This is a genomic window from Actinoplanes sp. NPDC023801, assembly GCF_040639655.1.
Classification (GTDB): Bacteria; Actinomycetota; Actinomycetes; order Mycobacteriales; family Micromonosporaceae; genus Actinoplanes.
Genome location: NZ_JBFAAI010000033.1, coordinates 1 through 26,395 on the forward strand (window position 1 = coordinate 1; position 26,395 = coordinate 26,395).

The 26,395-nt window shown below is 70.8% G+C and carries 26 protein-coding genes; 7 read left to right on the plus strand and 19 right to left on the minus strand.

Annotated features, from left to right (window positions below):
• Positions 1 to 45: 45 nt before the first annotated feature.
• The 7 genes from AB0G04_RS37260 to AB0G04_RS37290 all read right to left on the minus strand — a co-directional run bounded on the left by AB0G04_RS37260 (position 46) and on the right by AB0G04_RS37290 (position 7,438).
• Positions 46 to 1,329: a choice-of-anchor B family protein gene (locus tag AB0G04_RS37260; RefSeq protein ID WP_360993072.1), complete on the minus strand. Its 1,284-nt coding sequence runs from the start codon at positions 1,327 to 1,329 to the stop codon at positions 46 to 48.
• A 317-nt stretch (positions 1,330 to 1,646) separates the two neighbouring features.
• Positions 1,647 to 1,919, minus strand: a complete 273-nt coding sequence (locus tag AB0G04_RS37265; RefSeq protein ID WP_360993074.1) for a hypothetical protein — start codon at positions 1,917 to 1,919, stop codon at positions 1,647 to 1,649.
• A 71-nt stretch (positions 1,920 to 1,990) separates the two neighbouring features.
• Complete coding sequence (locus AB0G04_RS37270) at positions 1,991 to 3,451, minus strand: ATPase domain-containing protein (RefSeq protein ID WP_360993077.1); 1,461 nt, start codon at positions 3,449 to 3,451, stop codon at positions 1,991 to 1,993.
• Positions 3,448 to 3,807, minus strand: a complete 360-nt coding sequence (locus AB0G04_RS37275) for a response regulator (RefSeq protein WP_360993079.1) — start codon at positions 3,805 to 3,807, stop codon at positions 3,448 to 3,450. The genes AB0G04_RS37270 and AB0G04_RS37275 overlap by 4 nt, the downstream gene beginning before the upstream one ends.
• A gap of 147 nt (positions 3,808 to 3,954) precedes the next feature.
• Positions 3,955 to 5,541, minus strand: coding sequence for a pectate lyase (locus AB0G04_RS37280; RefSeq protein ID WP_360993082.1), 1,587 nt, complete (start codon positions 5,539 to 5,541; stop codon positions 3,955 to 3,957).
• A gap of 111 nt (positions 5,542 to 5,652) precedes the next feature.
• Positions 5,653 to 5,856 carry a hypothetical protein gene (locus tag AB0G04_RS37285; protein ID WP_360993085.1) on the minus strand — a complete coding sequence of 68 codons (204 nt, stop codon included), beginning with the start codon at positions 5,854 to 5,856 and terminating at the stop codon, positions 5,653 to 5,655.
• A 40-nt stretch (positions 5,857 to 5,896) separates the two neighbouring features.
• On the minus strand, positions 5,897 to 7,438 hold the full coding sequence (locus AB0G04_RS37290) for an NAD(P)/FAD-dependent oxidoreductase (RefSeq protein WP_360993088.1): 1,542 nt from the start codon (positions 7,436 to 7,438) through the stop codon (positions 5,897 to 5,899).
• A gap of 70 nt (positions 7,439 to 7,508) precedes the next feature.
• Between AB0G04_RS37290 and AB0G04_RS37295 the strand changes: the two genes are divergently transcribed.
• Positions 7,509 to 8,270 (plus strand): alpha/beta fold hydrolase, encoded by a 762-nt coding sequence (locus tag AB0G04_RS37295; protein WP_360993090.1) that lies wholly within the window; start codon positions 7,509 to 7,511, stop codon positions 8,268 to 8,270.
• On the opposite strand, the gene AB0G04_RS37300 is transcribed toward AB0G04_RS37295, so the two are convergent.
• Positions 8,240 to 8,944, minus strand: coding sequence for a GntR family transcriptional regulator (locus AB0G04_RS37300; protein ID WP_360993092.1), 705 nt, complete (start codon positions 8,942 to 8,944; stop codon positions 8,240 to 8,242). The genes AB0G04_RS37295 and AB0G04_RS37300 overlap by 31 nt on opposite strands.
• 246 nt (positions 8,945 to 9,190) lie before the next feature.
• On the opposite strand from AB0G04_RS37300, the gene AB0G04_RS37305 reads away from it, so the two are divergent.
• Entirely contained in the window at positions 9,191 to 10,549 is a 1,359-nt protein-coding gene (locus AB0G04_RS37305) for an RICIN domain-containing protein (protein WP_360993095.1), read from the plus strand.
• Positions 10,550 to 10,735: 186 nt separating this feature from the next.
• The gene (locus AB0G04_RS37310; RefSeq protein WP_360993097.1) at positions 10,736 to 11,467 is read left to right on the plus strand and encodes a phosphotransferase; all 732 of its coding nucleotides are present in this window, start codon (positions 10,736 to 10,738) and stop codon (positions 11,465 to 11,467) included.
• A gap of 227 nt (positions 11,468 to 11,694) precedes the next feature.
• On the opposite strand, the gene AB0G04_RS37315 is transcribed toward AB0G04_RS37310, so the two are convergent.
• From AB0G04_RS37315 to AB0G04_RS37335, 5 genes are all read right to left on the minus strand, one after another.
• Positions 11,695 to 12,408, minus strand: a complete 714-nt coding sequence (locus tag AB0G04_RS37315; protein ID WP_360993100.1) for an SDR family NAD(P)-dependent oxidoreductase — start codon at positions 12,406 to 12,408, stop codon at positions 11,695 to 11,697.
• A gap of 417 nt (positions 12,409 to 12,825) precedes the next feature.
• Positions 12,826 to 12,978: a hypothetical protein gene (locus AB0G04_RS37320; RefSeq protein WP_360993103.1), complete on the minus strand. Its 153-nt coding sequence runs from the start codon at positions 12,976 to 12,978 to the stop codon at positions 12,826 to 12,828.
• Positions 12,979 to 13,207: 229 nt separating this feature from the next.
• Positions 13,208 to 14,626 (minus strand): bifunctional diguanylate cyclase/phosphodiesterase, encoded by a 1,419-nt coding sequence (locus AB0G04_RS37325; protein ID WP_360993106.1) that lies wholly within the window; start codon positions 14,624 to 14,626, stop codon positions 13,208 to 13,210.
• A complete protein-coding gene (locus AB0G04_RS37330; RefSeq protein ID WP_360993108.1) occupies positions 14,574 to 15,533 on the minus strand; it encodes a hypothetical protein in 960 nt (319 codons plus the stop codon). The genes AB0G04_RS37325 and AB0G04_RS37330 overlap by 53 nt, the downstream gene beginning before the upstream one ends.
• A gap of 128 nt (positions 15,534 to 15,661) precedes the next feature.
• On the minus strand, positions 15,662 to 16,384 hold the full coding sequence (locus AB0G04_RS37335) for a hypothetical protein (protein WP_360993110.1): 723 nt from the start codon (positions 16,382 to 16,384) through the stop codon (positions 15,662 to 15,664).
• Positions 16,385 to 16,470: 86 nt separating this feature from the next.
• On the opposite strand from AB0G04_RS37335, the gene AB0G04_RS37340 reads away from it, so the two are divergent.
• Complete coding sequence (locus tag AB0G04_RS37340; RefSeq protein WP_360993112.1) at positions 16,471 to 17,433, plus strand: YafY family protein; 963 nt, start codon at positions 16,471 to 16,473, stop codon at positions 17,431 to 17,433.
• Here AB0G04_RS37340 and AB0G04_RS37345 read toward each other — a convergent pair.
• The 3 genes from AB0G04_RS37345 to AB0G04_RS37355 are packed head-to-tail and all read right to left on the minus strand — an operon-like array spanning position 17,424 to position 19,732.
• Positions 17,424 to 18,341 carry an SDR family oxidoreductase gene (locus tag AB0G04_RS37345; protein ID WP_360993115.1) on the minus strand — a complete coding sequence of 306 codons (918 nt, stop codon included), beginning with the start codon at positions 18,339 to 18,341 and terminating at the stop codon, positions 17,424 to 17,426. The genes AB0G04_RS37340 and AB0G04_RS37345 overlap by 10 nt on opposite strands.
• A 42-nt stretch (positions 18,342 to 18,383) precedes the next feature.
• Positions 18,384 to 19,238: a M23 family metallopeptidase gene (locus AB0G04_RS37350; RefSeq protein ID WP_360993118.1), complete on the minus strand. Its 855-nt coding sequence runs from the start codon at positions 19,236 to 19,238 to the stop codon at positions 18,384 to 18,386.
• Complete coding sequence (locus AB0G04_RS37355; RefSeq protein ID WP_360993120.1) at positions 19,235 to 19,732, minus strand: winged helix-turn-helix domain-containing protein; 498 nt, start codon at positions 19,730 to 19,732, stop codon at positions 19,235 to 19,237. Before AB0G04_RS37355 ends, AB0G04_RS37350 begins: the two co-directional genes overlap by 4 nt.
• A gap of 64 nt (positions 19,733 to 19,796) precedes the next feature.
• Between AB0G04_RS37355 and AB0G04_RS37360 the strand changes: the two genes are divergently transcribed.
• The gene (locus tag AB0G04_RS37360; RefSeq protein WP_360993123.1) at positions 19,797 to 20,609 is read left to right on the plus strand and encodes a patatin-like phospholipase family protein; all 813 of its coding nucleotides are present in this window, start codon (positions 19,797 to 19,799) and stop codon (positions 20,607 to 20,609) included.
• Between the two features lie 3 nt (positions 20,610 to 20,612).
• On the opposite strand, the gene AB0G04_RS37365 is transcribed toward AB0G04_RS37360, so the two are convergent.
• Complete coding sequence (locus AB0G04_RS37365) at positions 20,613 to 21,005, minus strand: PPOX class F420-dependent oxidoreductase (protein WP_360993125.1); 393 nt, start codon at positions 21,003 to 21,005, stop codon at positions 20,613 to 20,615.
• Between the two features lie 97 nt (positions 21,006 to 21,102).
• Between AB0G04_RS37365 and AB0G04_RS37370 the strand changes: the two genes are divergently transcribed.
• Positions 21,103 to 21,714, plus strand: coding sequence for an SGNH/GDSL hydrolase family protein (locus AB0G04_RS37370; RefSeq protein ID WP_360993128.1), 612 nt, complete (start codon positions 21,103 to 21,105; stop codon positions 21,712 to 21,714).
• Positions 21,715 to 21,735: 21 nt separating this feature from the next.
• On the opposite strand, the gene AB0G04_RS37375 is transcribed toward AB0G04_RS37370, so the two are convergent.
• Entirely contained in the window at positions 21,736 to 23,193 is a 1,458-nt protein-coding gene (locus AB0G04_RS37375; protein ID WP_360993130.1) for a cryptochrome/photolyase family protein, read from the minus strand.
• A 69-nt stretch (positions 23,194 to 23,262) separates the two neighbouring features.
• Between AB0G04_RS37375 and AB0G04_RS37380 the strand changes: the two genes are divergently transcribed.
• Positions 23,263 to 25,899, plus strand: coding sequence for an EAL domain-containing protein (locus AB0G04_RS37380; RefSeq protein WP_360993133.1), 2,637 nt, complete (start codon positions 23,263 to 23,265; stop codon positions 25,897 to 25,899).
• Between the two features lie 52 nt (positions 25,900 to 25,951).
• Here the strand turns inward: AB0G04_RS37380 and AB0G04_RS37385 are convergent, their stop codons facing one another.
• Positions 25,952 to 26,350: a nuclear transport factor 2 family protein gene (locus tag AB0G04_RS37385; RefSeq protein ID WP_360993135.1), complete on the minus strand. Its 399-nt coding sequence runs from the start codon at positions 26,348 to 26,350 to the stop codon at positions 25,952 to 25,954.
• Positions 26,351 to 26,395: the final 45 nt, after the last annotated feature.

Below are 26,395 nucleotides of genomic sequence, written 5' to 3' on the forward strand. Positions count from 1 at the left end.
CCGCGCCCTCGTGCGGGGGGGGCGCGTGGCCGGTCGGTGGGGTGCTCAGCTGACTGCCGCCGCGCCGGTGGGCCGCACCAGGAACAGCCCGACACCGATGCTCTGGACGGCGACGACGCCGTCCTTCAGGTACGGCAGTGCCATCCAGCTGCCGCTGTAGCCGCTGGCGTTGGAGGCCGGGTCGACATCGAAGTAGCCGACCTCGGGCAGTTTGGCCGTGGCCACGCTGGTGGTGTCGAGGATGCGCAGGCCACCACGGTAGGAGGCCTGGAAGTGCCGGTTGCCGACGGTGTAGCCGTTGTGGTTGACGAAGGTGCCGCGCGTGGCGACGTCCTTGCCCACGTACCGTGCGGCGTCGAGCCTCTCGATGTTGTAGACGAAGTCGGGGCTGCCGCCGGCGGTGCTGATCGTCTCGTCGTTGACGATCATGTGCTTGTAGTCGCTGGTGGCGAAGCCCTGGTGGATGAAGCTCGCGCCGGGGTGCGTGACGCTCGACAGCACCCTGATGTTCGCTTTGTCGGTGACGTCGAGGATCTGGAACCGCTTGCCCTGACCGGTGTAGTTGAACGCGATCTCCCGGCCGGTGAACCGGGTGTCCGGGCCGGCGTAGTTCACCACGACCGACTCGTGCGAGTAGACCTCACGGCTGTAGCAGGCCGCCAGTTTCAGGCTCAGCGGCGTCTTGATGTCGTAGATGGTCAAGCCCCTGCTGCACGTGTTCGCGCCGGACACGTACAGGAATCCGGTGGTCTGGTTGATCCACAGGGTGTGGCTGTTGGTCAGCCCGGTGAAGCGGGCGTCCGCGGTGAACGTCTGGGTGCTGGTCACGCCGCGCAATTTGTTGAGGTCGAACACCTGAATGCCGTGCGAGACCGAATCCTTGCCGATGTACGCGTAATTGCGGTACGTGCGGACGTCGCACCAGGACGAGCTGACACCGTTGGAGGACGGCAGGTTACCGAGGTATCTCGGGTTGCCCGGGTCGGTGACGTTGATGAACGAGACACCGTTCGAGCGGCAGTACAGGATGTACTGGTTGCTGTCGCGGGTGTCGGTCCAGTACCACATGCTCGACGACCCGCCGCCACCGAGCGCCGACTGCGGCAGGAAGCTGAGCAGTTCGACGTTCTTGCACGGGTACTTGTCGGCCTTGCCGTTGATGCAGGCGATCGGTGCGGCCGCGGCTATCTTCTCCCCGCTCTTCCAGGTGGGCTGGTAGATGCGCAGCAGTTCGGCCTGCTCGGCCTTGCCCTCCGGAGTGTCCGGGTCGTGCGCCGTGGCCGGTGGTCCCGCGAGTGCCAGTAGTAGGAGAGCGGTGGCGGCCAGCATCGTGCGACGTACTCCTCGGAGCATGGTCAACGCCCTTTCACACGGAGGAGCCGGCGCGTGCAGGGGTGGGGCGCGCGCCGGCGTGCGTGCCTGAACGCTAAACATCAGTTCGATTCGCGTCAATACAATGCGGTCGGCTGCGCGCCATCCGCGACGATATTCGTGCGCCAATCCCATTCCCATATCGCACAACAGATATGAGTGGCGTTATACAGAGCCGATTTCGGGGCGGCCGGTCAGCGCGGGGGCATTCTGCCGGACGGGATCGCCCGCCGGCCGGATCGCCCGGAGCCCGGTGGGCCGATCGCCGCCGGATCTCACCCGCGTTCGCTCCGGGCGCCCGGCGGGCATGCCCGCTGCCCGACGTCATGGACGGCCACGATGTTCGGGTGGGACAGACCCGCGACGGTATGGGCCTCACGCTCGAACCGGGCCGCCAGCGACGCGTCGGCGCGCAGGTCCTCGTGCAGGAGCTTGACCGCCACGGTCCGTCCGAGCCACCTGTCGAGACCGAGCCACACCTCGGCCGTGCCCCCACGACCCAGCAGCGAGCGCAGTTCGTATCGATCGTTCAGGACCCGTTGGCTCACCGGGCAACCGTGACACAGGCCGGCGGCACTCCACCCGGTCAGTCACCCGTACGCGTGCCGCCTGGCGGCGGTCAGCCGTCCTGATCCGGCAGCGGCGGGCAGTCCCGTAGCACACTCCAGCCCAGCATGCCGGTGACCCGCTGGAAACGGTCGCCGACGGTCAGGCCGCCGGTGTCGTCGATGTGGCAGGCGTACATGCCGTGGTCGTGGCTGCTGTTGCGCATCTTCGTCACGCTCACGATCCGGCCGATCTCGGCGCAGTGCTCGATGAAGCGCAGCTGGATGATGTTGTGGAACAGGTACATCAGGCCGGTGAGCGGCTCCTCGACCGGGCCGGCCATCCGGGTCTCGCTGGTGACCCAGAGCGACGCACCGGCGGCGCGGACCACACCGAGCATGCTGCGCAGGTACGCCGGGAAGCGTTCCGCCTCGCGGGCGGCCATGGCCATCTCCGCCAGGCTGTCGATGGTGACCCGCCGGATCGACCCGTCGGCGAGATTGTGCCGGATCATCGAGGCGAGGACGTCGAGATCCAGGTCGAGAGCGCCGACCGGGACATGGGCGATGACCAGCTGGCCGCTTTCCCGGGCGGCCCGGAAGTCCCATCCGAACCGGGCGGCCATCTCCTGGAGTTCCTCGGCGGTGTCCTGGAAGGTGACGTAGAGACACCGATGCCCCCGGGCGAGCCCTTCGGCAAGGAAGCCCAGGCAACCGATGGTCTTGCCGACGCCGGTGGGGCCGAGCACGACGGTGGCGTCGGCGTCGGGGATCCCGCCGCCCATCAGCGGATCGAGACCCGGGATGCCGGAGCGGATCCGTTTGCCCCGGCCCGGCATATCGGTCGGCAGGAACGATTCGATCCGCGGGTAGACCTGGATGCCGTCGTCGGTGATGTGCAGGGTGTGGGTGCCGCCCAGTGGCGCGCTGCCACGCATCTTGAGCACCCGCAGCCCGCGCCGGTCGACCGGTTCGCGGATCTGGTGCGACAGCAGCAGGATACCGTCGGCCAGCGAGGACTCGACGCCGGTCAGCAGATCGTCGTCGGTGTACTCGCCCAGGAGCAGCAGGACGGCGCCGCTGTGCGCGACCTTGCTGCTCAGGTCGTACAGCGCGGCGCGCAGGGTCCGGTCGCTGACGAAGTCACGCAGCATCAGGGTGCTGTCGATGACCACGATCGCCGGCTCGTCGTCGAGGGACTTGCGTACCACCTCGTTGATAAGCGGCTCGAGGTCGGTGACGTTCTTGCCGCGCAGCATGTCGCCCAGATGCACGTATTCGACGCGGGAGCCCAGCGCCGCGGGGTCGAAGAAGGTGAAGCCGCTCAGGTGGTCCACCAGCTTGGCGTGCGGCTCGGACAGGGTGGTGTAGTAGGTCGCCTTGTGCTCGGGGGTGGCGACGGTGAAGCAGATCTGCTGGGCCAGGATCGTCTTGCCGGTGCCGGGCGGCCCGGACACGACCACCACCGACCCCTGCTGCAGGCCGCCGCCGAGGATGAGGTCGAGATCCGCCAGGCCGGTCGCCACATTTCTCACTGGCCGTCACGTCCTTCTTTGAGCAGCCGTTCGGCGATCTCGAGCAGTTCGGCACGCTCGTACGGTTTGCCGAGGGCGGCGTCGGCATCGACCGCGAGCTGCCAGTCGGAGCTGACCGAGAGGATCGGGATGGAGGCGGTGCAGGGATCCGCCCGCAGCCGCTGGATGAGCTCCGGGCCGGCCATCACCGGCATCATCATGTCGGTCACCACGAGGTCGGGCCGGACTCTGCGGACCTCCTCGAGCGCGACGGCACCGTTGCCGGCCTCGGCCACCTGATATCCGGCCCGGGTGAGGATCCGGCGGAGCAGGAAGCGCAGGTCCGGCTCGTCGTCGACCACCAGAATCGTGCTCAACGGCCCCCCGCCCCGCTGGTCCGGTCCGATGCGGTCACCGACCGCACCATTGCCGGGGAACCATTACCCGTTCAGTCAGGGGATATTCTTCGTAAAAGCCGCGAATCGGCGAGCGGGCCGGAGCGCGTCCGGCCCGCCCTGCCGGAATCAGGAGGCGTAGGTCTCGAACTCGGCGACCTTGGGCGTACCCGAAGAGCTTGTGATCCTGAGGGTGAGCTTGGTCAGCGAGGTCGCCGGGATGCTGATCGCACCCGCCCCGGTGCCCGACTTGAGCACCGCCCCGGTCGTGCCGTTGACGAGCTGGTACGCGCCGATCGACGAACCGGCCGCCGGGACGATGACGACCCTGGAGACCTTGACGGCGGTACCCCACTTGATCGAGATGTCGCCGGTCGCGCCGCTGGGCGACCAGAAGGTGCCCGTCCTGCCGTCACGGACGTTGCCGTAGCTGGTGCCGCTCGCCTTGCTGGAACCGTCGGTGCCCGCACCGAGGCTGAGGTTCGTGCCGGCGGGCGCGGCGGGCGCAGCGGTCGCCGAGGCCGTCGGTGCGGCGGTCGGCGACGTGGTGGGCGCGGCGGTCGGGGTCTTGGTGGCGCTGGTGGTGGGGTTGGCCGTCGGCGTGGACGTCACCGCGCACTTGCCGTCGGACACCTTCAGGCCGGTGCCGGCACCCGCCGTCCGGGCCACGACGGTCGGTACGCAGGCCGCGGTGTCGACGGTGAACGCGTACGGAACGGTGACGCTGGTGGTGGACGTCATGCTCGGTCCGGCCGGTTTGTACTCGCTGCCCGCCGCCGACCAGGTCACGTTGTCGAGCACGTTGCCGGAGGTGTGCCAGGTGCCGGCCGCGCTGGTGTAGAAGGTGCCGAGGACGTCTTTGGAGTCCTGGAAGTAGTTGTTGTCCACCTTCGCCTTCGCCCCGGCGCGGGAGTTGATGCCCGACTCGTTCAGCTTGACGTAGTGGTTGTTGAACATGTGCGCCACCCCGCCGCGCAGCAACGGCGTACGGGAATCGAGGTTCTCGTACTTGTTGTGGTGGAACGTGATGAAGCTGTTGCCGGTGTCGGTCTCGCTGGAGCCGATCAGGCCGCCACGGCCCGAGTTGCGCAGGATGCTGTACGACAGCGTGACGAATTGGGTGTCGTCCTTCATGTCGAACAAGCCGTCGAAGCCCTCGGACTCGCCGCCGGACGCCTCGAGCGTGGTGTGGTCCACCCAGACATTGCGGACCGTGCTCTCCATGCTGATCGCGTCGCCGCCGTTGGACAGCGGCGAACCCGACTTCTTGACGTTCTTCACCGTCACGTTGCGGACCACGATGTTGCTCGAGTCGCGGATGTGGATGCCCAGCTGGTCGAACGTGGCGCCGCTGCCGGCACCGACGATCGTGACGTTCTTGATCTCCTTGAGCTCGATCCGGTCCGCGGCGGTGTTGCAGCTCGCGCCCGACACCTTGGTCGTGTTGCCGTGGTTGATCGTGCCCTCGACCTCGATGGTGATCGGGGTGTCGGCCGCCGCCCGCTTGCACAGCGCCTCATGGATCTGGGTGCCGGTGGTCGCCCGGACCGTGGCGCCGCCCGCGCCGCCGCTGGTGCCGCCGTTCTCGCTCGCGTAGCCGGTGGCGACGTTGGTCGCGGCCGACGCGTTCTCCTGCGGCAGGCCCAGGGCGACCGCGGCGCCCACCGCCGCCACACCGGCGACGGCGGAGAGCTGCAGTGCGGTAGATCGTTTCATCTCGGTCACCTGAATTCGTCGCGCGCCCGGGGGGTGGTCGCGCTTGGGGATTGACGAACAGATGTGGTCCGGGATGCCCGATCGGTTGCTCAAGATCCAGTGTGACGGCCGTCACGTTCGGCGCTTGGCGAGGTACGGCAGCGCGAACAGGTACAGCCCGGTGAAGAAGAGCAGGGCAAGCGGGAACAGCGGCAGGTAGGACACCCAGAGGATCGGGTCCCGCTGTGCCAGGGCCACCGTGGTGGCCACGACCGTGATCGTGAAGACGACGGCCAGCCAGCGGTGAAGCTGCCGTACCCACCTGTTCCCGTTCATCGTTGCTCTCCCTCACGAGGCGCTGTTGTCGCTGGTCAGGCTAGTTTCGGGCGGCCGGGGAGGGCTTCTCGATTCCTGACCGATCGGGCGTGCCCGCCGCCGCGGTGCGCTGCAGCATCCGTGGCGTCACCGTCCGGTACGAACCCGGGTCGACCGGCAGCAGCCACTGCAGGGCGCGGGTCGGACCGCCGACGTTGAGACCGAGCTCGTCGAGGACCTCGTCGACGTTGTGCATCGAGAACGGGATGATGTTGGTGCCGCGGGCGTGCCGGCCGTCGGTGCGCCGCGTCATCCACGCCAGGCGTGCCCGTACGTCCTCGCGCATCTTCTCCTCCGGCGGCAGGGTGAGGCCACCGCGCAGGTGGGCGGCCGTCCAGACCGCGGCCATCTCCGCGCTGAGCGGGCTGAAGAACGACGAGTTGTACCCGGCGAAGGTGAGGTGCGGTACGTCGAGGGGGAGGATGTGCCGGTACAGCTGGAAGTTGCCCGCCCCGTCCTCGAGCCGCGCGTGCACGGCCGGGTCGAGGAACGGCACGTGCTGCCGGAACCCGGTGCCGCAGATGATCAGGTCGGCCGGCAGAACCGTCCCGTCCGCCAGCCGGGCGGCCGGCTGCCCGCCCTCGGTCACCAGTTCACTGATCACCTGGTCGCGGTGCACGGTGATCCGTCCGTCGGCGACCCGCTCGAAGAAGCCCTCGGTCGCCAGGCCCACGGTGCTGCGGGCGATGTCCTCGAAGCTGCCGTCCGGCACCAGGCCGAGCTCGGCGAGTTTGAACTGCCTGGTCGCGACCGAGCCGACGCTCTGCACCATGGCGTCGCGGACACTACGGCCGGGACCGTGCAGGAACCGCTCGAAACCCTTCAGGCCGATGTACCGGAACAGTGCCTCGCCCATCCGGGTGAGCAGCAGGTACTTGTAGTTGAGCAGGCCACCGATCCTGCGGGGCATCTTCCACAGCAGCTGACGGGCCACGACAGCCGTCCGGGCGGCGATCTCGCTGACCGGCACGGCCACGTCGCAGGACGACTTGCCGTACCCGACGATCAGCACGTTGCGGTCCCGGGCCGTCTCCACGTCGTGGAACCCGCTCGCCGGCAGGACCCGCCCACCGGCCGCGGTGAAATCGTCCAGACCGGCGAAGGACGGCACGGCCGGGTCGCTGAAGATGCCGTTGGCCACGACCAGGTGGTCGAACCGCTCACGGGTCACCGGCTCCGGCCCGCCGGTGGGCCGGGACGCGATCAGCCACGCCGACTCGTCGTCGGCCAGTTCGGCCGAGACCACTTCGGTGGACAGGCGCAGGACGCTGCCGAGCGCGAACCTCTCCACGTACCGTTCGAGATACTGCTGGACCTGTTCGCCGGTCGGCCACTGCGGGAAGTGCGCGGGCATCGGCAGGTCGCTGAGACGGTAGGTGCCCTTGTCGTTCTGCGTACGCAGCCCGGGGTAACGGCGCGTGCGGCTCCACACCCCGCCCACGTCCGGCGCCTGTTCGAACACGGTCACGTCGAAGCCGCTCTGCCGCAGCACCTTGGCCGAGCTCAAACCGGCGAAACCGGCGCCGACAATGGCTATTTTCATAGCGTTCCTTCCGTGGTGACCGATGGCCCTCTGGAACCTAACGACCACGCGCGAATGACAGACTCCGGGCATGAAAAACGGTCTTCGGGTACGTGAGGGCGGCGCGGACGGCCCGCTGCTTCTGCTGCTGCACGGCCTCGGCGCGACCGGCGCCGTGTGGTCCGGCTGGGAATCCGTCCTCGCGCGGCGGTGGCCCGGCCGCTGGGTGGCGCCGGACCTTCCGGGGCACGGCGGGTCGGCGGAACTGGCCGGCTACACGTTCCAGGCCCTGGCCGACGCGGTGCGCCCGCTGGTCGACCCGGACGGCCGGACCGTGGTGCTGGGCCACTCGCTCGGCGGCGTGCTGGCCTTGACCCTGGCCGGGCAGGTGCCGCTCGCCGGGGTGGTCGGGCTGGGCATCAAGGTCGCCTGGACCGGTGCGGAACTCGACCGGGCGGGGGCGCTGGCCCGGCGGCCGGTGACCTGGTTCGACGCGGAGGCCGAGGCGATCACCCGGCACCTGCGGGTCTCCGGGCTGGCCGGTCTGGTCGCGCCGGAGGACGAGGCGGCGCGCGACGGCGTCCGCGAGGAGGGCGGCCGGTGGCGGCTCGCGCTCGATCCGCGCGCCTTCGGGGTGGGTGCCCCGGACATGGCCGGCCTGGTGGACCGCTCACTGTCACCGGTGGTGCTGGCACGCGGCGAGAACGACCCCATGAACACCGACGACCAGATCACATTCCCCGGCGTACGGGTGAGCACGCTGGCCGGGCTCGGCCACAACGCCCACGTCGAGGACCCGCAGCGGTGCATGGACCTTCTCGGTCAGCCGGAGTCCGGCCCGAGCCGGAGGTGACTGGTGATCCGGTAGCGGTCGCCGCGGTAGACGGACCGGGTGAACTCGACGATCCGCCCGCCGTCGTCGCGGGTGGTGCGCTCGAACAGCAGGGCCGGTGAATGCAGCGGGACGCCGAGCAGCCCGGACTCGTCGGTATCGGTGACCGTCGGCTCCACGGTCTGCACCGCCTCGGCCGGGTTCACCCCGTGGTGTTCCCGCAGCCGCCGGTAGAGCGAGCCGGCCACGAAGTCCCCGGCGGCGATGCCGGGCACCAGGCCGGCCGGCAGCCGGATCTGTTCGATGGCCATCGGCTCGCCGTCGACGATCCGCAGCCGGCGCACGTACAGCAGGGTGTCGGCGGGGGAGACCTGCAACCGCCGGCCGAGCCGGGCGCCGGCCGGTTCGGTGCGGAAGTCGAGGACCTCGCTCGTCCAGTCGCCGTCGGCCGGCGGAACCGGTTCCCCGAAGCCGGACGGAACCTCCTGGGAGATCTTGTGAGGGCTGGTGAAGGTGCCGCGTCCGTGCTGGCGCACGAGCAGGCCGGTGCGGGCCAGGTCGTCGATGGCGGCCCGCACGGTCGGCCGGGAGGCCCGCAGCAGTTCGGACAGCATGCGCTCCGACGGCATCGGGTCGCCGGGCGCCCGCGCGTCGATCAACTCCCGGAGTCTGTCCCGAACTTCAGCGCGCCGCATACCGTCCCCATCGCCCAGTGGTCAGCAATGCCTGTGGTCAGCATCGCCCCGTGGTCAGCATCGCCCCGTGGTCCGCATTGTCCAGTGGTCCGCCGGAGCAGTCTCGCGGTTCGAGGCACACCCTGTCGACCCCCGCGGATTGCACTGTTAAGAAAGTTTCGGGATGGGTATTGACGTTTACCACTGGTATGGCCCACGGTTGCTTGCCATACCACTGGTCACCGCTGAAGTAAGGAGCCCACCCCCATGGGTCAGACCCCGATACGCAAGATCGCCATCGGTACGACCATGGCCGCGACCGTGGCGGCCCTCACCGGTATCGGCATCGCGGCCGCCCCGACCGGCAGTGCCGCCGTCAGCTGTGGCGTGCTGTTCGACGACTTCAACTACTCCTCGCGCACCGACCCGGCGCTCGGCCAGCGGGGGTGGAGCGTCCGTACCAGCGCCGGCGGCCCCGGCGTGAGCGGTGCCCGCTGGCTCGCCGACAACGTGTCCTTCCCGACCGTCGACGGGCAGAAGGCCGTCCAGCTGCGTGCCGTCACCGACGGCACCGCGGCCGGCACCTCGCACGCGGAGTTCTCGCAGAGCAACCGCCGCTTCTTCGAGGGCACCTACTTCGCCCGGATCAAGTTCGCCGACACCCCGGTCAGCGGCGCGGACGGCGACCATGTGAACCAGACCTTCTACACGATCTCCCCGCTGGCCGCCCCGCGCGATCCGCTCTACTCCGAGATGGACTTCTCCGAATACCTGCCCAACGGCGGCTGGGGCGAGCCGGGCCCGATCAACTACCAGACCACCTGGTACACGTACGTCGCCGACCCGTGGTTCGCCGACAATGTGCACAGCAAACAGTCCCGCAGCATCGCCGGCTGGCACGACGTGATGGCCACCGTCTCCGGCGGCCACGTGAAGTACTACATCGACGGCGCCCTCGTCGGCGACCACTCCGGCAAGGTCTACCCCCGGCAGAACATGTCGATCGACTTCAACCAGTGGTTCATCGACCTGGCCGGGCACACCGGCGGCGCCAGCACCTGGCTCCAGTCCGTCGACTACGTCTACCACGCCAAGAAGCAGGTGCTCAGCCCCGCACAGGCGTCGGCCGCGATCAACGCGTACCGCTCGGCCGGCACCACGCATGCCGACAACGTCGTCACCACCAACGACTGCGACGCCGGCACACCGCCCACCAACCCGCCGACCACACCGCCGGCGACCGGCGCGACGATGCTACAGTCCAACTTCAGCGGCCGCTGCATCGACATCCCCGGCGGCGTGCCGAACGCCGGCTCCCGCCTGCAGACCTGGGACTGCAACGGCACCGACGCCCAGAAGTGGACGTTCCAACCCGACGGCACGCTGCGCGCGATGGGCAAGTGCATGGATCCGGCCGGCGGTGCCCTCACCAACGGCACCCCGATCCAGCTGACCGACTGCAACACCAACCCGGTCCAGCGATTCACCCTCACCTCCGCCCGGACTCTGCTGAACGTCTCCTCCGGCCGCTGCGTCGACATCAAGGACTGGGTCGGCTCCAACGGCGCGGTTCTGCAGCTCTGGGACTGCGCGGGTACTGCCAACCAGATCTGGGGCAAGATCTGATCCGTCGCCTGCCCCGCGGGGATGGCCGGGCCGCGGCGTGGCCCGGCCATCCCCGCCGGACCGCCTGTCATGGGGTGCCGGCCTCCGCCTCGCCGCACGTTCGTGGTGGGCGCAGGACTCCGCCCGCCACAGGCGGACGGGCTTCGGCTCGCCCCGCCCGGAAGTGCGCAACCGTAGGATGGGCCGGTGGGATGGGAGGCACTTCGGTACTGGGGTGAGGACTCCACCCGCATCGAACCCCTTGCCGGTGGAGTCGCCAACGACGTATGGAGTGTCCGCGTCGGCGGGCGCCTCGCCGTCGGCCGTCTCGGTACCAGGAGCGACGCGGATCTGGCGTGGGAGACCGAGCTCCTGCAGTACCTCGACCGCGCGGGTCTGGCCGTGCCGGCGCCGATCCCGGCCACGGACGGACGGCTGTTCGCCGGCGGTCTGGTGGTCATGACCTACCTGGACGGCGGACCGCCCGAGACGCGGGACGACTGGCGCCGCGTAGCCGCTACGCTGCGGCTGCTGCATCGGCTGACGCAAGACTGGCCACAGCGACCGGGCTGGCGGTCGTCCGTCGACCTTCTGCACGCCGAGTCCGGGACGAAGATCGATCTGGGCGCGATGCCCGCCGAGGGTGTGGCCCGATGCCGAGCCGCGTGGGCCCGGCTCGCCGGACGCCCGACATCCGTCGTCCACGGCGACCCCAACCCCGGCAACATCCGCATGACCGCGGACCGCGTAGGGCTGATCGACTGGGACGAGTCACACGCCGACGTCCCCGACCTCGATCTCGTACTGCCCGGCAATGCCGCCGGCCTCGAGGACACCGCGTACGACATCGCCGCGCAGGCGTCAGCCGCGTGGGAGGCCGCCGTCTGCTGGGACGACGACTACTCGGTGAAGCGCCTCGCCGAGGCCCGCCCGGTCTGACGACGCCTTCGAGCCGGGCGCCCGGCGACGCCGGCCACTGACTTGCCGCTGCCTCATCGCATTTCACTGCTCATCGCGGCCCGCTGTTCGCCGCAGCCCGGTCCGCTGCTCGCCGCATCCCGACTGCTCGCCGCGCGTCCCGGCTGCTCGCCGCGTCGCGCCGGCCATCGTGCGCCGGTCACCGCGGTCCGCCGGTGGCCCCCCGACGGCCGGTCGCACCGGCCGGATCACTGCACGCCGAGCACCCGGTGCCCCACCGCGATGGACTCGCCGGAGATCGCCGCGGCCTGGGCCGAGACCAGGAACGTGACGAGCGCGGCGACCTGCTCGGGTGTGGAGTCGCCGGGTGCACCCGCGCGCGGGGCCGGGTCCGGTGTCGCGGTGACCGTACCCGGATTGACGACGTTGACCGTGACCCCGGTCCCGGCGACCGAGTCGGCCAGGGCCTTCGACGCGACGATCACGGCGGCGTTGCGGACGGCGCCGGTCACCGAGCGGCTCAGGAACGCGTTCTGGCCGCTGATGTTGACGACGCGCCCGAAACCGGCCCGGCGCATGAACGGCAGCACCGCGCCGACGACACGCAGATAGCCGACCGTCTTCGCGTCGAACGCCTCCAGCACCTGCCCCGGATCCTGGTCCTTGGCCGGATCGAGGGTGTGTGCCGGCGGCGCGGCGGCATTGACCAGGATGTCGACGGCACCCTCGGCCGCGATCAGCCGGCCGATGGCGGCGGTCACCGAGGTCGCGTCGCGGGTGTCCAGGGTGATCGTGGCTACGTCGCCGCCGAGTTCGGCGGCTGCCTTCTCGAGTTTGTCCGCCGAACGCGCGGCCAGCACCACCCGGACCTTCTCGCGGACCAGCGCGGCGGCGACCGCCCGGCCGATCAGGCCACTGCCGCCGACGATCAGAGCGGTACGCCCCGCAATGCCGAGATCCACTGATGTCCTCCTCCACGAGCCGGCTGGGAACCTGCCCGATCATGCCCGTTCGCCGTCGGAATCATTGCTCCTCGGCGCCGCTTCGCCGTAGCCCCGAGCCGTGGTGAAGGTCGCGCCGGGTGGAGGTGAAAGCGGCTCCGGGTCGAGGCGAAGGCGGCCCCGGTTAGAGGTGAACGTGGCTCCAGGCCGTGGTGAGGGTGGCGCCGGGCAGACGTGAAGGCGACGCCGGGCAAAGGTGAAAGCGGCTCTGGTCCGTGATCAAGGGGGCGCCGGGTCGGGGTGAGAGCGGCGCCGGGCCGTGGTACGGGCGGGCCTGGGCCGTGGTGCACGGAGGCCCGGGCCGTCGGACCCGGGCCCACAGGACTCGGCATGCCGGGCCCGCGCCAGGGCCGGAGCCGCGTCAGCGATGGCCGGCGCTCAGCGGATGCGCTGGGCGAGCTTGGCGACAGCGCCCCCGACCACCAGGCTGACCACCGGGGTGGCCATGGCCGGCAGGCGGGTCTTGCGCATGACGTAGGCGGTGGCCGCGCTGGTCACGACAGGCAGTGCGGTCCTCACGGCAGTGCTCACGGCGGAGTTCATCGCGGATCGGGTCCCTTCGGGTCGCTGGCAAGCCGGCCGGAGGAGCAAGCCGGCCGGCACGGCTTGCGATACCCAGCGTCCCCGGATCTACGCACCCCGGCCTGTCCCGCCGGGAGTGAATTTCCGGCCACCGGACGGTTCGCCGCTGGCCGGCGGTAGCACCGCGCGGCCTGAGCGTGGCGTGTGTGCCATCAGACCGTGTCGTCGAACCGCGCCGTCAGACCGCGCCGCCCGAGCGTGCCAGTGCGGGCTGATCGATGTACCGGTCCTCGTACGCCTCAGCCGTCATCGGGCGACCGAAGTGGTACCCCTGAGCCAGCCGGTAGCCGACCCCGTGCAGGTGCTCGGCCTGTTCGGCGGTCTCCACGCCCTCCGCGACGGCGTCGATGCCGAAGTCCGTGGTGAAGCCGATGATGTTCTTGACGATGATGGCTCCGGCCCGGCCGGCGGTGTCGCCGCTGACGAAGGACTTGTCGACCTTGAGGACGTCGACCGGGCAGGTGAGCAGCAGGCTGAGCGACGAGTGGCCGGTGCCGAAATCGTCGAGGGCGATACGCAGACCGAGGGTCTTGAGCCGGTGCAGCTGCTCGACGGCGGTGTCGGCGTTGAGGACGGCGGTCTCGGTGACCTCGATCAGCAGGCGTCGGGTGTCGGCGCCGGTGGTCTGCAGGATGTCGGCGACCGTGTCGACGAAGCCGGGGTCGGCCAGTTGCCGGGCCGAGACGTTCACGCTGATCCGGGTCGGCGCGGCGGCACCGTAGCGGGCGGACCAGGCGGCGCTCTGCCGGCAGGCCTGCGCGAAGACCCAGGCACCCAGTTCGCTGATCACACCGATGCGTTCAGCGACCGGGATGAAGACGTCGGGCGGCACCAGTCCCCGTTCGGGATGCTGCCAGCGCAGCAGCGCCTCCACACCGGTCGCCGTGCCGCCGGGCAGGCTGACGATCGGCTGGAAGAGCAGGAAGAACTGGTCGTCGCGCAGGGCCGTGCGGAGGTCGGCGGCCAGACGGGCGGTGTCGGCGGCGGCCATGTCCATACCCGCGTCGAACCACTGCCAGCGGCTGCCGCCGGTGCCCTTGGCGGCGTACATCGCGACGTCGGCGCGGCGCAGCAGCTCAGCCGGGTCGTCACCGGGCCGGGCACCGGTGACGCCGAGGCTGGCGGCGGTGCGCAGGGTCGCGCCGTCGAGTTCCGCGGGCTGTTCCACCGCGGCGAGCAGCTGTTCGAGTAGGATCGGCAGGTCGTCGGCCGACCGTACGACGACGGCGAACTCGTCGCCGCCGAGGCGGGTGAGCAGGCCGTTGCCGCCGAGGGTGCGGGCCAGCCGTCGGCTGGTCTCCTGGATCAGCTGGTCGCCCACGCGGTGGCCGAGCCGGTCGTTGACCGCCTTGAAATCGTCGAGGTCGAGCAGGGCGACGTGGAAGGTCTCGCCGTCGGTGAGCAGCTGCTGCGTGTGCTGCTCGAACAGAGCCCGGTTGCCGGCACCGGTGAGGCTGTCGTGGGTGGCCTGGTGGGTGAGCCGGTCCTGGTATTCACGCAGCTGGGAGAGTTGCCCGTCGACGGTGCCGAGCAGACGCTGGTTGTCACGCAGAGCGAGGATCTGCCGGAGGACGACGAAGGCGGTGAGGGCCACCACGACCGACCTCCATCGTGTGAGCCTGGACCGGATCGGCGATGTCGGTACCCAGCAGGAGGGCATCGGTGACGGCGATCGCCAGGTACGGCACCAGGCTGATCCGCTGCCGGGGCCGCCGCCGCTGCGGATCCCGGTTGCCGGCGAGCTGCTGGCTGACGGCTGCCAGGTGGATGCTGAACGCCGCCACCGGGACGGCGATGAGACTGGTGGACAGGTACGGCCGGTCGATCAGGAACGGTGACAGACTGCCGAGTGCGCTGCTGACCGCGCTGCCGGTGGCCAGGATGTAGATGGCGCGCCGGTCGAGGCGTCCCGCTCCGGCGAAGGCGACCTTGACGAACGTCGCCATCGACAGGCAGGCGACGACACTGGTGGCCAGCATCGGACCGGCGGTCCCGGTCTGGGTGACCCACTGCTGGTGGTTGCGCAGCGAGAAATGCCAGATCAGCGTGCCGACGGTCAGCAGGACGATGCCCGCGTCGGCGCCGAACCGGATCCAGTCGGCGCGGCTGCGCTGCCACGACGGCAGTCGCAGCAGCGCCCACAGCACCGTGCCGAGGACGCCGAGGTAGAGGGCGAGGGCGACCGGTCCGACCCGCTGCGACGGCGCGGCGCCGCCGACGGCGTCGGCCGCGTTCGCGGCGATGCCCAGCGCGAACAGCCCGCACGCAATGGTCAGGTGCCGCCAGAACCGGCGGGTGCCCGGATCCAGGTCGGTGCGCCGGCTGACCGACCAGCACGCGTGCCCGGCCAGCGCCGCGCTCACCGGCAGCGGAAGCCAGCCCACCACCGGATGCGCCCAGACGTGGACCAGCCCGGCCGCCAGCCACACGCCGCCGAACACCACGATGATCGCGGTGGCGGCCAGCAGGCTGCGGTGGCGCCCTGGTGATGTTGGTTGCGGCACGTCGGGGTGGTCCTTCCGGAGGGCGGTTCGTACCGACACGTCGGCGCGCCCCCCGGAAATCTGAGCCGTCCGGAGTTCCTTTTCCTTGCTGTACGGCAAGTTGACCTCGGTCGATGATCTCTCTTCGGCTACCCGGGTACCGGCTGTGCGACGGGCTGGAACGCGACGTCGGACACGTCCGCGACCAGCTCGGTGAAATCGGTGCCGTAGGCGGCCGGCTCGACGATCCGCAGTACCAGCGCGAACGGCCGGTCCGCGCCGTATTTCTGGTGCAGCGCGACGTGGTGCGCGGCCAGGTAGCGGGCGGCGGCGAGGTTGCTGCCCGCGCTCAGGCCGCCGAGGAGGAACACCGGGTGCCCGCCGGCCGGGCCCCAGAACCGGGCGAGCAGGACGTAGCTGGTCTCCGGGCTCTGCGTGTAAGCGGTGCCGCCGACGGTGAACGACAGCCGCCGTTTCTCCTCCTCGCATACCTCGTACCGGACACCGCGCAGGATGGTTCGTACGTGCGTGGCGCCGCGCGGGTTGGCCCCGCCCGGACCGCCGACGCAGAATTCGGTCAGCCGGCCGATCTCTCCGGTCGGCTGGCTCTCGCCGACCCGGTCAGCGTGTGCCCCGCATTCCCGGGCGATGGTCGCCAGTTCGACCAGCGCCGCGACGTCGCGGCGGTGGACGCTGAACTCGCTCGGTGACGAGGCGTGCCGCGACACCACCATGAGGCAGCTCGTACCGGCGGTGAGACCGAAGAAGGCACGTTCACGGCCCAGCTTGCGCCGGCGTACCAGGAGACCGGCCAGCCACACGGCCGTACCGGCGATGATGCTCGCCAGCAGATTGATCAGAAGGTCGTCCACGCCTCGATGATGTCTGATGTCGTCCAAGCGCGGCGCCCGCCGTCCCCTGCGCGAGATCAAGCCCGGAAAGACGGGAGAATCGGTACGTGCGTGCCGCCCGGCTGATCAACCTCGTGCTGCTGTTGCAGTCGCGCGGCATGATGACCGCCGCCGAACTCTCCGCCGAGCTGGAGGTGTCCGAGCGGACCGTCTACCGCGACGTGCTCGCCCTGTCGGCGGCCGGGGTGCCGGTCTACGCCGAGCAGGGCCGCGCCGGTGGCTACCGGCTGGTCGGCGGGTACCGGACCCGGCTGACCGGGCTGAGCCGCAGTGAGGCGGAGGCGCTGTTCCTGGCCGGGCTGCCCGGGCCGGCCCGCGACATGGGCCTCGGCGAACCGGTCCGGGCAGTGCGCCGCAAGGTGCTCGCCGCGCTGCCGCCCGGACTACGGGACGCCACCGAGCGGGCCGGGCAGCGGTTCCACCTCGACGCGCCGGGCTGGTTCGCCGACACCGAACCGCCGCCGGTGCTCGCCGAACTGGCCCGGGCGGTGTGGCAGGACCGGGTTCTGACCATGCGCTACCGGCGGCAGGAGGAGGTGACCCGCACGGTCGAACCGTACGGACTCGTCCTCAAGAACGGCACCTGGTACCTGGTGGGCAGGGTAGGGGAGTCGCTCCGGTCGTACCGGGTCGACCGGATCGTCGCCGTCGAACCGTCCGGCCATGGCTTCGACCGGGATCCGGACTTCGACCTCCCGTCGTTCTGGGCCGGGCGGGCGGCCGAGTTTGTGCGCCAGATGCTGCGCGAGACGATCACGTTGCGGCTGAGCCCGCACGGTGTGCGCATGCTGGGGTTCGTCGCCGAGCCGTACGCCGTCCGGGAGGCCGTGGAAGCGGCCGGCGAACCGGACCCGGACGGCTGGGTACGGACCCGGTTGCCGGTGGAGTCGATCGACGTCGCCTACACGTACGTCATCCGGTTGGGACCGGAGGCCGAAGTGCTGGAGCCGCCGGACCTGCGTGCCCGTCTCGCCGACGCCGCGCGCCGCCTGGGCGAGCTCTACCGGTAACCGGTGACGTCGGCCGGCTTGCCGGGATCCTGGACCTCGACGAGGTAGCGCCACGCGTCCGGCCGGCTGCCGTCGACATCGGTGAACCCGTAGACCCGCGCCAGTTCACCGCTGGACACCGACTTGCCGTTCCATCGGGCCCGGTCGTCGTCCGCGGCGAGAGCGGCGACCGCGCGTCCCACGTAGGCGGGAGTCTCGGAGATCGCGAAGTGCGGCTCCTTCGCGCAGGCGTCGCGCCAGTTCTGCTCGGTGACGCCGTAGTGCTCCAGCATCATCTCCGAACGCAGCCACCCCGGCGTGAGAGCGACCGCGGTCGCGCCGTGTCCGGCCAGCTCGGCCGACCAGGCGAACGCCAGCCGGTTCACCGACCACTTCGCCAGATCGTAGAACGCCGACAGCCGGTAGTTGACCGCGTTGTAGGCGGTGGTGCCGTCACCGATCTCCACGACCAGGCCGCCCGGCCGGCGAATCAGCAGCGGCAGCGCGAAATGGCTGGTGATGATGTGCGTGTCGATGGCCTGGCGCAGCAGCCGCAGACCCGGTTCCAGCGGCTGCTCCCAGATCGGCTTGTGCCAGGTGGTCAGCGGGTCGCCACCCCACACGTCGTTGACCAGCACGTCCAGCCGGCCCTGTTCGGCGTCGATGCGCTGGACCAGGGATGCGACCTGGGCGTGGTCGAGGTGGTCGACGGCGACCGCGACGCCGGTGCCGCCGGCCTCGGTGACCAGTTCGGCGGTCTCCTCGATGGTTTCCGGGCGGTTCATGTCGGAGCGGGCGGCACGGGTGCTGCGGCCGGTGGCGTACACGGTGGCGCCGGCGGCACCGAGCTGCACCGCGATCTGCCGTCCGGCGCCGCGGGTCGCCCCCGCTACGAGGGCGACCCTGCCGGTCAGTGGTTTCGTCGTCATGGCGCCGATGCTCGCGGCAAAACCTGACAGGTACCGTCCGGTTTATCGAACCTGCGCCGGGTCGGTCGCTTCGAACAGCTGGCCGTTCTGCGGGAAGCCGGGCAGCGCGGACGGCTTCGGGTCGCCGGTGGACCAGCGCGGATTCCGGTCGGCCGGGTCGGCGGTCACGTCCGGCCAGAGCATCGGGAGACCGGCGGCCGCGGTCGGGATCGGGTGGTCCATGAGCTGGACGTGCAGGTGCGGTTCGGAGGTGTTGCCGCTGTTGCCGACCTCGGCCAGCTGCTGCCCGGTGCTGACCCGGTCGCCGGCCCGTACCTTCGTGGAACCGCGGCGCAGGTGGGCGTAGACCGAGTAGGTGTCGTCGTCGTGCCGGACGATGACATGGTTGCCGAGGATGGCGGAGGCGCCGGCCAGCTCACGGGCGAACGCCTCGACCGTCATCATCCAGATCAGCGGCGGCCAGGTGTCGCGGCTGCGGTGGTCGCGCCAGGAGTCGGTGACCCGCACGACCGTACCGTCGGCCATGGCCAGTACGGGTGCGCCGAAGCAGGCGAACGACTCCGGCGCGCGGGTCCGCCACGACCAGCCGATGGACGCCGGCGCGTCGGCGGACGGCTGGAGCAGGTCGACGGCGTACGCCTGCCCGTAGGCCTTGACGCCGTGGCTGGGAACGGCGGTGCCCGGTGCGTTGATGGCGATCCACCGGCCCCGCACCGGTGCGGCGAGCTCGACCGGGGCCTTGCCGGACCTCGGCGGGCGTACCACAGCGAGCGCCAGCGGTGCCGTCATGGCCAGGTAGTCGAGGGGCCACGGCACGGACAGGGCGGTCATCGCCAGGATGGTGATGAGGAACAGTCGCAGCCACCAGGTCTGCCAGCGGGCGATGGCACGCTTCATTTGCGGGCTCCCATAATCGTGGTGAGCAGGGGGACGATGCGAGCGACCGGCACCTCGTAGCGGCCGCCGCCGATGGTGTGCAGCCAGCCGGCCGCGACGAGCTGCCGCAGGTGGTGGTAGACCTGACCGCTGGTGCCCATGCCGTCGATGCGGGTCAGGTCCTGGGCGGTGCAGGCGCCGTTCAGCACGTGCCGCAGCAGCCGGATCCGCACCGGATGGGCGAGGGCGGCCAGTGCCGCGACGTGCTGTGACCAGTCGTCGTCGAGCAGGTCGGCGGTGCCGGCACTCTCCTGCCAGCGGGCGGCGCGGCCGTCGGGCAGCGTCACATGGCCGGTGATCATGGCCGCGCCGGGGGCGTCGACGCGTTCGAGCAGGCCCTGCAGCGCCCAGAACAGGTCCGGATCGGGAAGCGCTGCCGGGATGGGCCGGGCGGCCTGCTTCTCGAGCTCGGCCACGCGCCGTTCCAGCGCGTCGAGGCGGTCGGTGTCGCTCACTAATCCACTATAACGTAATTACGTAAAAGCGTACGACCGTGGTGGTGGCCGTAGCCTGAATGCCGTGGACATTGACAGCCCGCCGATCCGGATCGGCCTTGCTCTCGGCGGCGGCGCGGTGCGCGGCGCGGCTCACATCGGCGTTCTCGACGTCCTCGACCGGGCCGGCCTGCCACCCGCGATCATCACCGGGACCAGTGCCGGTGCGCTGGTCGGTGCGCTCTACGCCAGTGGCATGAGTCCCTCGGAGATCGCCAAGGTGGCGCAGACCCTGCGCTGGGCACGGCTCGTACGACCCGGACGGACGCGCAAGGCCCTGTTCGAGACGTCGAAACTCGGCCTGTTCCTGGAGACCGCACTGGGCGGCGTGGAGTTCGAGGACCTGCCGATCCCGTTCGCGGCGGTGGCCTGCGACCTGACCACCGGCCGGGAGGTCGTGATGCGCTCCGGGCCGGTGGCCAGCGCGATCCTGGCGAGCGCCGCCATCCCCGGGGTGTTCTCACCGGTGGAACGAGACGGGCACCTGCTCGTCGACGGGGGACTGGTCACCATGGTGCCCGCGGCCCTGACCCGGCGGATGGGCGCCGACATCGTGATCGCCGTGGACGTGTCCGGCCCGCTGCCGCGCCGGCCGCCCACCACCGTGCTGCACATCCTGGTGGCGGTCAGCACACTGCAGCCGGGCGGCCGGGACGCGATCGAGGAGGACGCCGACCTGGTGCTGAAGCCCGAGGTCGACGCCTACGCGTTCTGGGAGCTCAACCGGATCCCGGAGTTCGAGGAAGCCGGCCGGGAGGCGGGCGAGAAGGCGCTGCCGGTGGTACGGGCACTGCTGGCCGCGGCCGAGGCGCGCCGCGACTGGCAACGCGGGAACTGATGGTTACGCGGCCTCGTCGAGGGTGACGACGATACCGACGCCGGCCGGGCGCCTCAGGTGCAGCAGCCGGGAGAGCCCGCCGCCGATGCGGGCGGTGATGTAACGGCGTTCCAGCAGGCGGCGGGCGGTGTCGGTCGCGGATTCGGGCAGCAGCGTGGCCGTGCCCGGGACAGCGCGGGCACCCGGGGCGACCTTGCCGCGGATGTCGCAGGCGACCACCTCGACGCGGGGGTTGCGACGGATCCGTTTGACCTTCCAGGCGTCGGCGGCGGACACCGTCGTCACGGTGTTGCCCTCGGCCACGTGCCACACCGGCGTCGGCACCGGGGTGCCGTCCTTGCGGTAGGTGATGAGGTTGATCTGCTTGCTGGCGGCGATCTCCGCGGGGACGGTCATGGGCTCATTCTCGTCCCGCGGTGCTACGCCGGTCCTCGTGACGCCCGCCACCACGGCGGTGCGGAAGTCGCGTGTCCGGGCCGGCGTTGATTCCGGTGTGACTCTTGCCTTCGCTGTCCTCGGGGACTCCATCGCGTACGGGCAGGGCGCGGCGCGGCAGACCGACACCATCGGTGCGCGGCTGACCGCCGGCCTGACCCGCGACGGGCACACCGTCGACCTGCACGTCTTCGCCGTACCGGGTGCCGACAGCCGTGGCCTGGCCGCCCAGGTCAGCCGGGCCACCGCCACCGCGCCGGACCTCGCACTGGTGATCATCGGGGCGAACGACATCACCCACCTGGTGCCGCCGCGCCAGGCGGCCATGCTGCTCGGCGACGCCGTCCGCGGGCTCCGTGCCGCCGGAGCCGAGGTCGTGGTGGCGCCCGCACCCGACCTGAGCGTGGTGCCGTGGGTGCCGCCGCAGATGCGGCTGCTCGTGAGCACCGGCAGCCACACGATGCGCCAGGAGCAGATCCGGGCGGCGAGCGCGGCCGGCGCCCGGATCGCCGACATCGGTGCCGTCACGTCGGTGGCGTTCGGCGCCGACCCGGCGCTGTTCAGTGCCGACCGGTTCCACCCGTCCAGCGCCGGTTACGCCGTCATCGCGGACGCGCTGGCGCCGGCCGTCCGGGACGCCGCCGCGGCCGCGCGGGGCGTCAATCGCTGACCTTCACCGGCTGAGTCCCGGTCACGGGGCGCGCGAGCCGCGTGCCTTCTCCTGCTCCAGCAGGGCGTCGAGGTCGGTGAGGCGCCGCAACCCGCGCAGTGGCTGGGCCATCCGGTGGTTGCCGGCCAGCTCGGCCTCGTGACGCGCCAGGAAGCTCCAGTACCCGGCGGTGTACGGGCACGCGTCGTCCCCGGCGCGGACCTTCGGGTCGTACCGGCAGCCGCCGCAGTAGTCGCTCATCCGGTGCACGTAGGCGCCGCCCGCCGCGTACGGCTTGCTGCTCATCCGGCCGCCGTCGGCGTACTGGCTCATGCCGACCACGTTGGCCGTCATCACCCACTCGTATCCGTCGACGAAGCAGCGGTGGAACCAGTCGGACACCGCCCCCGGCCGCCAGCCGCGCTGCATCGCGTAGTTGCCGAGCACCATGAGCCGCGGGATGTGGTGCACCCAGCCGCGGTCGCGGACCCCGGCGAGCACGTCGGACAGGCACCGGGCCTCGACCGCGTCGGCGTTCAGGTCGGCGAACCACTGCGGTAGTTCGGTACGGGCCCGCAACTCGTTGACGGCGCGGTAGCGGGGCTCGAAGTACCAGTACAGGTGCCAGACGAAGTCGCGCCAGCCGAGGATCTGCCGGATGAAGCCCTCCACCCCGGCCAGCGGTGCCGCCCCGGAACGGTAGGCGTGCTCCGCCTCCTCGATGACTTCCGCCGGGTCGAGCAGGCCGAGATTGATCGCCGGGCTCAGCATGCTGTGCGCCATCCACGGGTCGCCGGCGAGCATCGCGTCCTCGTAGGGACCGAACATCGGCAGCCGGTGCTCGACGAAGTGGTGCAGGCGGGCCAGGGCCTCCTGCCGGGTCGCCGGGAACAGGCGGGGACCGTCGTTGCCGACGAACTCGATGCCGTCGTCGTGCTGCCAGCGGTCCAGTTCCGCGCGTACCTCGTCGTCGATCTCGTCCTCGACGATCTCCGGCGGTGCCGGGACGTCCAGACGCTCGGCACCACGCGGCGGCGGTTGCCGGTTGTCCGTGTCGAGGTTCCAGCGGCCACCGGCCGGTTCGCCGCCGTCCATCAGCACGCCGTGCAGGCGCCGGGCGTGCCGGTAGAAGTCCTCCATCCGCAGATGGTCACGGCCGCCGGCCCACGCGGTGAAATCCGGCGGGGCGGTGACGAAGCCGCGCGGCGGCAGCATCTCCACGTCCGGCAACCGCCGGACCAGGCCGCGGGCGGCACGGGAGGTGGGATGGCACACCGTCAGCGGCCGGTCGATCCCTTCGGCGTACGTCTCCGCGCGTACCAGCCGCACGTTGTCGTCCCGCGCCCGGTGCCGCAGCGCGGAGAGCACAAGGTGGGCCTTCTGCCGGTGGAAGGCGCGCCGCCGGAAGACGGCCTTCGACTCGATCAGCAGGACCGGCTGGGCGGGGTCGTCGAGGAAGTGCGGCCCCAGCTGGTCGGCGAACAGCCAGCGCGTCCTCATGTCATCATTGTGCCGTAGCCGACGGCCGCACCTGCTCAAGTTGGGCGTGGTGGCGTCGATGGAGAGAACGTGCCCGACCAGCCCGGACGTACGCCGCTCTTCGCCGACCGGGTGTTCCAGGCCGTCACGGCGCTGACGTTCGTCGATGTCGCGCTGTTCGTGCTGCAGGAGTACATCGGGCGGCTCTGGCCCTCATCCGTCGACTGGCTGCTGATGATGGCGGTCGTCGTGCCGACGCTGATGCTCTGCCGGCGGGTGCAGACCGACCCGGCGTCGGCTCCGGCGGTACGCACCTACTGGCGTACCGTCCGGATCGGTATCTATTTCTTCGTCGGTGTCATAGGACTGCGCTTCCTGCACGAGTCCGGTGCTGGCGGCTGGCTGCTGCCGGCGTCCGTGGCGCTGCACGTCGCCGGCGGTCTCGTCCTCACCTGGCCGCTGATCGGCCTGCCGCTCAGCGTCCGTAGCCGTGCGCAGAAGGTCGCCGTGTGGCTGGACCTGGGCACCCTGTCGGCGGCCGCCGCACTGCTGATCTGGCACTTCGCCGCGTCCTGCCAGTTCGCCGGCGGCCAGGTCACCATGGCCGGCGTGCTGTCCGCCGCGGTGATCATGGGTGCCGGGCTCAACGTCGTCTATCTGGGCGCCCGGGTGGTGCTCGCCGGCGTCGACTCCTTCGCCCGGCGCGGGTTGTACTGGATCGCTGCGTCGGCGCTGATCGGTGCGCTGGGCTCCGCGGTCAGCTTCCTCGATCCGCGGCAGCCCGACGGTAACCCGCTCGTCGTGGTGCTGCCGCTGGCGGCCTACGCGGCCGCCGTCGGCGCGCGGGTGCAGGTGGTGGACACCGCGGCCGGTGCCCGGCCGAGGCGGGCACCGCGTGGCTACAGCCTGATGCCGTACGTGGCGATCGCGGCCGTCGACGCGATGGTCATCCACCAGAACCTCCGGGGCACCGGTACCGGCCTGCTCATCGACATGGTCGCGGTGGCACTCACCGCGCTGGTGGTGATCCGCCAGCTCATCGCGTTCCGGCAGAACGACGCCCTGCTCGCCCGGATCGGTGTGCAGGAGAACCGGTTCCGTCTGCTGGTGCAGAACTCCACCGACATGGTGACCATCACCGAACCGGGCGGGGTGCTCACCTATGTGAGCCCGGCCGCGCACGGGATCCTGGGCACCGACCCGGGCGAGATGATCGGTACCGCCCTGGCCGGCCGGATGCACCCGGACGACGTGGCCACGGTGACCGGGCGGCTCGCGGCGGTGGCCGCGGCCCCCGGCAGCACGGCCACCTATCAGCTGCGGCTGCGGCACGCCGACGGCACGTACCGCTGGCTCGAGGTGATCAGCGCGAACCTGACCGGCGAGCCGAGCGTCGGCGGCGTCGTCAGCAACGCGCGGGACATCACCGAGACGCGTGAGGTGCGCGACCGGCTCAGCTACGAGGCCAGCCACGACATGCTCACCGGCCTGGTCAACCGGGCGCTGTTCGGCAAGCGGGTCGCCGCCGCGGTGACCGCCGCCCCGGACCGTCCGGTCAGCATCGTGCTCGTCGACCTGGACGGCTTCAAGATCGTCAACGAGACGTTCGGGCACGGCACCGGCGACGCACTGCTGGTGCACGTGGCCGAGCGCATCCGCGCCAGCGTCCGGCCCACCGACACGGTCGCCCGGCTGGGCGGCGACGAGTTCGCCATCCTCTTCGAGGGTGCCGCCGGCACCGACGTCGACCTGGTACTGACCCGCATCGCGACGACCCTGCTCGAGCCGGCCGTGATCGACGGGGAGCCGATGACCGTACGCGCCAGCTTCGGTGTGGTCGACGGGCGCGGCGGCGACGACGCCGGCGACCTGCTACGGCAGGCCGACATCGCGATGTACGAGGCGAAGGAACGTGGCGGGGGCGGCTTCGAACGTTACCGGCCGGGCATGGAGACCCGTGGTGCCGAACGCGGACGCCGGGCCGCCGCGCTGCACACCGCGATCCTCGAGGACCAGCTCGTCACGTTCTTCCAGCCGGTGGTGACGCTGCCGGACGGCCGGATGACCGGCGCCGAGGCGCTGGTGCGCTGGCAGCACCCCACCGAGGGACTGCTCGGGCCGGGTGCCTTCATCGACACGGCGGAGCAGACCGGCCTGATCGTCCCGCTCGGCGCCTGGGTGCTGCGCGCCGCGACCCGTGAGGCGGCGACCTGGCCGGGCGAACTCACCGTGTCGGTGAACGTGTCGGCCCGGCAGCTGCGCGAGAACGGCTTCCCGGACGTGGTGGCCGCGGCACTGCGCGACAGCGGGCTGCCCGCCCGCCGGCTGACCGTGGAGATCACCGAGTCGGTCGCGGTCGGTGGCGGCGCCACCGGTGACAACCTGCAGAAACTTCGGGACCTGGGCGTACGGCTGTCGCTCGACGACTTCGGCACCGGCGCCTCCACGCTCACCCTGCTCGCCACCTGCCCGGTGCACCAGATCAAACTGGACCGCTCGTTCGTGCCCGACGGCGGATCGGACGCGATCGCGACGGCCGTGGTCCAGATGGCCCACGCGTTCGGCCTGGAGGCGATCGCCGAGGGCATCGAGACGGCCGAGCAGGCAGCGCACCTGACCGGGCTGGGCTACGAACGTGCCCAGGGCTTCCACTTCGCCCGCCCGATGCCCGCCGCCGACCTGCGCGACCGTCTCGCCGGCGCCGCGGTCAGGCAGCCGGCTTCGTAGCCGGGGGAGTCCGAAGGGTGTTGCCGGCGTTCTCCTCCCGGGCGGTCACCGGTCAGGAGACGCTGTCGAACTCCCAGTAGGCCCTCAGAGCCGTGATCTTGCCCGAACCGTCGCTCCGGTAGGTGAAGACACCGGACACCTGCACGGAATGGCCGCCCGGCAACGTGATGTGGATACTGCCCACGTCGGCGACCTCGTCGCCGCACAGGTACGAGTGTTCGATCGCGAAACGCATCCGGTCGACCTGGCCGATCACGGTGTCGTAGAACCCGGCGATGGCCTCGGCTCCGTGGTGCCCGCGGCCGTCCGGGCACAGCGGCGACGGGCCGACCGGGTCCTCCACCACGGCGTCGTCGGCGAACAGCCCGAGCCAGGTGTCGCGGTCCTTCGCGCCGGCCGCCGCCTGGGAACGCCGCGCCAGGTCGCGGGCGGTCAACGTCACCGATGTCATCACAGGTCCCTTCTGCCGGACGAGCCGGAACGCCTCCGAGAGTAG